Source organism: Vibrio sp. L85 (assembly GCF_963871815.1).
Taxonomy (GTDB): domain Bacteria; phylum Pseudomonadota; class Gammaproteobacteria; order Enterobacterales; family Vibrionaceae; genus Vibrio; species Vibrio harveyi.
Genome location: NZ_CAWMYL010000182.1, coordinates 1 through 4,848, shown reverse-complemented (window position 1 = coordinate 4,848; position 4,848 = coordinate 1). Strand labels below are relative to the sequence as shown.

The following is a 4,848-nucleotide window of genomic DNA, read 5'->3' as shown; positions in this document are numbered from 1 at the left end:
GTTCTGGTTTCCTTATAAAACCGTGGCCAGTTTTACTTGACCACTACAATCACGTTCCAATTTCACTCTTCTTAATCGAGCTACTCTTAACAATCGACGAAACTCCATATATTCAAAGTGCTACCGATGCGATCGCCACAGGATGACCTGACCGATCTTATGCCTTGGAACATGGAAATCGACGAGGGCGAATAATGTCTCTCTGCTTCATTAGACACTTACATATAAAGAGATATATCGATAAAATCATGCTTTTTTTGTGATGCAAATTAAAGAAAGGGTAGTGAATTTTGTAATTAGACGAATAGTGAGATTACTATTAGTAATTATTAAAAATATATAGGTTATGCTTTTAATATCTAAGGATTTTCCGACCAGATACATAGTTCTAGATTCAAACTAAAGTAAATTGAGGCGAAGACATGAATGCGTAATCACATTTGGCATTTATATATTGTCTTAATGATATTAAGGATAGAAAACCATAAAATATGGCTATTGCGTCAATGAACCAAATGACTGATTGCATCCCTTTCCTTTGGATGGTTGGACATAGCTTGTACTTTGAACACAAACAACAGGATTATTTATGAAAATTGCACTATTACCTCTAATTATAGGGGTCACCTTATCAGGGCAATCACATGAAGTGCTTGCTGCCCAACCAATGAAGATTAATACGGAATCTCGCTCTACTCAAAATCAAACACCAACCCCTGCTATAAATGACTTTCAAATTGCATCTATATCTGATGTAGGGGTCCAGTTGCAATGGCAAGTCAGCGGCTATAATAATCGATTCGAAGTCGAGATTATCGAACGTCCTGTCAATGAATCACCAACCTCTTACTTAGCCGAAGCTAGTGAATCAGGGTTCTATCGTGGCCACCTAACACCAGATACCCAATACGAAGCCGTGCTAAAAGTATGTAACGAATCAGGATGCATAGTGAGTGAAACAATTCATTTTGTTACTTTACCTGAACGTCTGGCATACAACGATTCACGCAAAGCGGACAACCATCTTTCAGGAAATTTATCCGCACACATCAACTTTGCACAAACTCATACAAGTGTTACACCGAATAGCAATACAGAAAATAGACGTCCAGAACTAGTAATGTCGCGCAATGCGTTGTTATTAGTCACGCCAAAAGCCTATTGGACCAACCATTTATGGTTGGAGATATTACAAGATGGTGTACTAGTCGATAAAGTGACGATGAATCCTCCCACAGCTCAGCCAGCTACAGATCAAGTGGAAAATGAACGCAGCACAGTGGTGTTTTCACATCACGCATGGAGTGCGCCAATCAACTGGCGCTGGATGAAACCCGGACTATCATTACGATTAACTGATAACTTTGGTCGGATAGGTGAACTTAGTGAAACGGATCTTACATTTGGTGGAGAACCTGAACTAATAATCAATAACATTGATATTGGTATGCTGACACCTCCACGCAATCAATACACTATGATCAAAGAAATGCCTAAGCTAGCAGCGGATTACTTTCAAAAAATTCCAGTATCCAAGCTGGTAATGGTTGATTACACACCACTTCATCTGACAAAGGTGACGTTACCCAATGGTAAAATCTACACCGAGCGCAGCGATGAAGATGGAGGAGTACACAGCGGTGACATGCGCGGAGCTATTGGTAAATCATTAATTTCAATGGGTATTAATAACGCTAACTTTGGCATTCCAGATAGTGCAGGTATGACGGGATCCTATGCGAGACGTACTAATATAATTACTGCTCATAACAGTATTGGTATGTATGCGAATGGAGTTATCCGCCACGGCCTAAGTGGTGGCGGTGGTATGGTAACGCTGAGCAACAGTGTAGGTAATGAATGGTCGCATGAATTATCCCATAACTTTGGTCGTGGGCATCACCCACATCTTGCTTCAATTCATGATGAAACTACGGGGTGGGGATGGGATGCACTTTACAATCGCTTTATTGGCAATTTGCTTTGGAATGGCGAAGTTAAGACAATGGAGTGGGCTGGTCAAATTGTTCCGCCATTTGCAGGTGAGTTCACGTTTAGTAATGACTCACAAGCAGGTGGCAATACTGCATTTAATGGCCCGATAAGCAGTTATACTCATGATCATCCCGCCGGCACGCTCAAAACTCAACAATGGATGAATGAATCACAAAATATTGATGCACAAAGTCATACCGGATATAGCCGTTGGGATCAGAGGCTGCAACACACAGTTTCGGCTGATGTTGATTTCTCAGCTCCAATCGCAGTAGGAGTTCCTGTTGCAACCATTTTAGGTATTTACGATCCAACAGGGATGAACCCAAGCCAAATTTACCCACTAACCTATAGCAACTATGGACATGTATTCGATTTACCCACACCAAATGTTAGTAACCAGGATATACTGCAAGGCTGGCAACATATTTCCACTTTAAGCCAAGCCGACAAATTGAATACAAAATGGCAAACAATTCAAATTGACGATCAGCAACAGCTCCTTTGTAAATACCAAACCCACGATCAATTGGGTAATCAAGTCACTTTCGTCGGTTACGAAAATGGTAACGTTTGCCAAACCTCTGATGATATGAAGTGGCGCTTCGATAACGCATGGCAAAAAATTCCTACCTCAGACGTGGCACAGTACCAATTACTGTCTAGTCTATCAATGACAGGTGGCACAGCTAAATATGTACCGTCTCCAGAACTTGGTGAACGTGAATTGTGTAGTTTGACATCTGTAGGAGGTTTACATGACGGTGCTGGTTATGTGGAAAACGGTAAGTGTCGCCAAATCAACGGTATAAGGCATACAAATAATGCGAGTTGGAGTTATGGTTTAAAACCTAACAACACCAAAGTTCATGTATTCAAAACTGGTCGTCAATGTCAGGTTGACATCGAGCATGAAGATGGCACAACACAAAGCGTTGCCGTACACGGTGAACGATATGATATCAACCAGAGTAATAAATTCCATATTAATACTGCTATGGACAATCCACCGAAATTTGTTAGCGTAAAATGTCAATTACCCAATGGGGAAAGCTCGCTACTTGATGCACTAGAAGTCAAATATAACCCTGAAATTGAAACTCTTAACGGTCCAGTTATCATTGGACAAGAATTTGACTATCAAGCGAACGAATCAACATTACCATCAGGTTGGTTTACCATGCCTGAAGGGTTTGACCACACTCAATTAAGTAAAGTAGAGCAAACTAACCTTGCAACACTGCGTAAAGGTGATGAATATCCATATATTTGCCGCTTTTCAATGATGGTTAATGATAGTTTAAAAATCGTGCATGGATACGTTGAACAATTGAGTGAGGGTCAGTACCAGTGTACCGGAGGTAATGAGATCACCGTGCGTGATAATAAAGGTGAACGTCAAATTTTATCTAAATTAAATCAATTTGAATGGCTATCACTTATTAACCGAAATCAAGTGGGTAAGAGAGTTAAAGCAAAGCCGGATAGCGATGCCAATTTGTGTTCAATCACAAGTGGAGGTGACTTTTATGGTGCTGGCTTCATGAATGCTTCTGGACGATGTGAGCAAGAGCCTGAGATCTATTGGTCAAACGGGAGGCGTTGGGCATTTTCAAGCAAGCATAGCCAATATAGCTATCGTTAACTTTTTATGTTCCATGAACATAAGATAGTGAAAAAATTAACCACCGGCATAGCCGGTGGTTTTTCATATGCGCCTATAAGATTCTCCTACTGGCTGCACCCTAACAGGCGCAGAGTGACCTGACATTTGCATATAAGGGGTTTGAGGTCCAACGGAACGAAAACGTACGGTAAGCCCTAAGAAAGGTGTCCATTAAGTCGATTTTTACACAAATGTGTCTATTAATTGCTCATTTTCGATTTAATAGACGCCATTTTATCCCTTGTTTTTACTGTCTAAAATATTTTGACATATCAGACAGTTAACCCCCTTAGCGTACAAAACCGTTCCGTTGGACCTCAAACCCTTCTACGAATAAAAAACGGAGAAAGCATCAGTGCAATTGCACGCATGTTTAATACAACAAGGCAAACCATTATGAGAGTTCGTGCAACAAACGTAAACTCAGTATGATATTGAAGGTTTTTATCCCACAACTCTACAGCAAGGGGGCTTCTAAGACAGATTTTTTGCGTGTGCTTTGAGCTTCTTAAAAGCCCAATCATAGTGACTTGGCATAGCTGAAATACAATAACTACCCAATGTCGTTGTCCCTGTCCAGTCAAAATACTGCTTGGTAAAAAGCTCTTCATTGAAAAATGTCATGGTTAATTTGACAGCCGATTCATGGCTTTCTTTAACCAATAGCTTTGCTAATGATAGATCTGTTTTTTGATGTTTCTTGAAGAACTCAATGTTCATCTGACCATACGTTTTCCAATTATATGGTTCAGCCAGAAAAGTTACTTTTTCTCCGGAGATATTCAAATTAACCCAGTTTAGTAACAACTGATGCCATTCATATAGGTGAACCAATACATCTCTCAAGTTACGATCACGACTCCAATGCGCTTCTTTTTTACTAGGTTCATTAGAAAAATCGAACTCCGTATTGAATCAATTTCAGACGTTGATTCAATATGTTGGAATAACTTTAAGAATGTCTCATTAGCCAGAGAAATTAGGTCTTCCTTTGTCTTAGGTCTTGCCATTTTGGGGATTCACTTTGCTAACTAACTAGATTATGCACAACCATAACGATTATGCGACAGATGTAGCAAGCATCGTTTTTGAATTATATGAGCTTAACGTAGGATATTTTCCGTTTTCCAAGCGGACCCCAAATAGAGCGTTCAGCTCCAGTGGAAAAGCATTACGGCACGAAAAAG

Annotated in this window: 3 protein-coding genes; 2 read left to right on the top strand and 1 reads right to left on the bottom strand. The window is 40.2% G+C overall.

Going from position 1 to position 4,848, the window contains the following annotated elements; all coding sequences use genetic code 11:
• The first annotated feature begins 589 nt into the window (after positions 1 to 589).
• On the top strand, positions 590 to 3,640 hold the full coding sequence (locus AACR11_RS19625; RefSeq protein ID WP_017818806.1) for a M66 family metalloprotease: 3,051 nt from the start codon (positions 590 to 592) through the stop codon (positions 3,638 to 3,640).
• 285 nt (positions 3,641 to 3,925) lie between these two features.
• Positions 3,926 to 4,093, top strand: a complete 168-nt coding sequence (locus tag AACR11_RS29895; RefSeq protein ID WP_079324424.1) for a helix-turn-helix domain-containing protein — start codon at positions 3,926 to 3,928, stop codon at positions 4,091 to 4,093.
• Positions 4,094 to 4,135: 42 nt separating this feature from the next.
• On the opposite strand, the gene AACR11_RS19620 is transcribed toward AACR11_RS29895, so the two are convergent.
• Positions 4,136 to 4,507: a ClbS/DfsB family four-helix bundle protein gene (locus tag AACR11_RS19620; RefSeq protein WP_017818805.1), complete on the bottom strand. Its 372-nt coding sequence runs from the start codon at positions 4,505 to 4,507 to the stop codon at positions 4,136 to 4,138.
• Positions 4,508 to 4,848 lie beyond the last annotated feature (341 nt).

What these genes read in the sequence shown, in the direction of transcription:
- AACR11_RS19625 (WP_017818806.1), top strand. Translation starts at nt 590, where the DNA reads ATGAAAATTGCACTATTACCTCTAATTATAGGGGTCACCTTATCAGGG.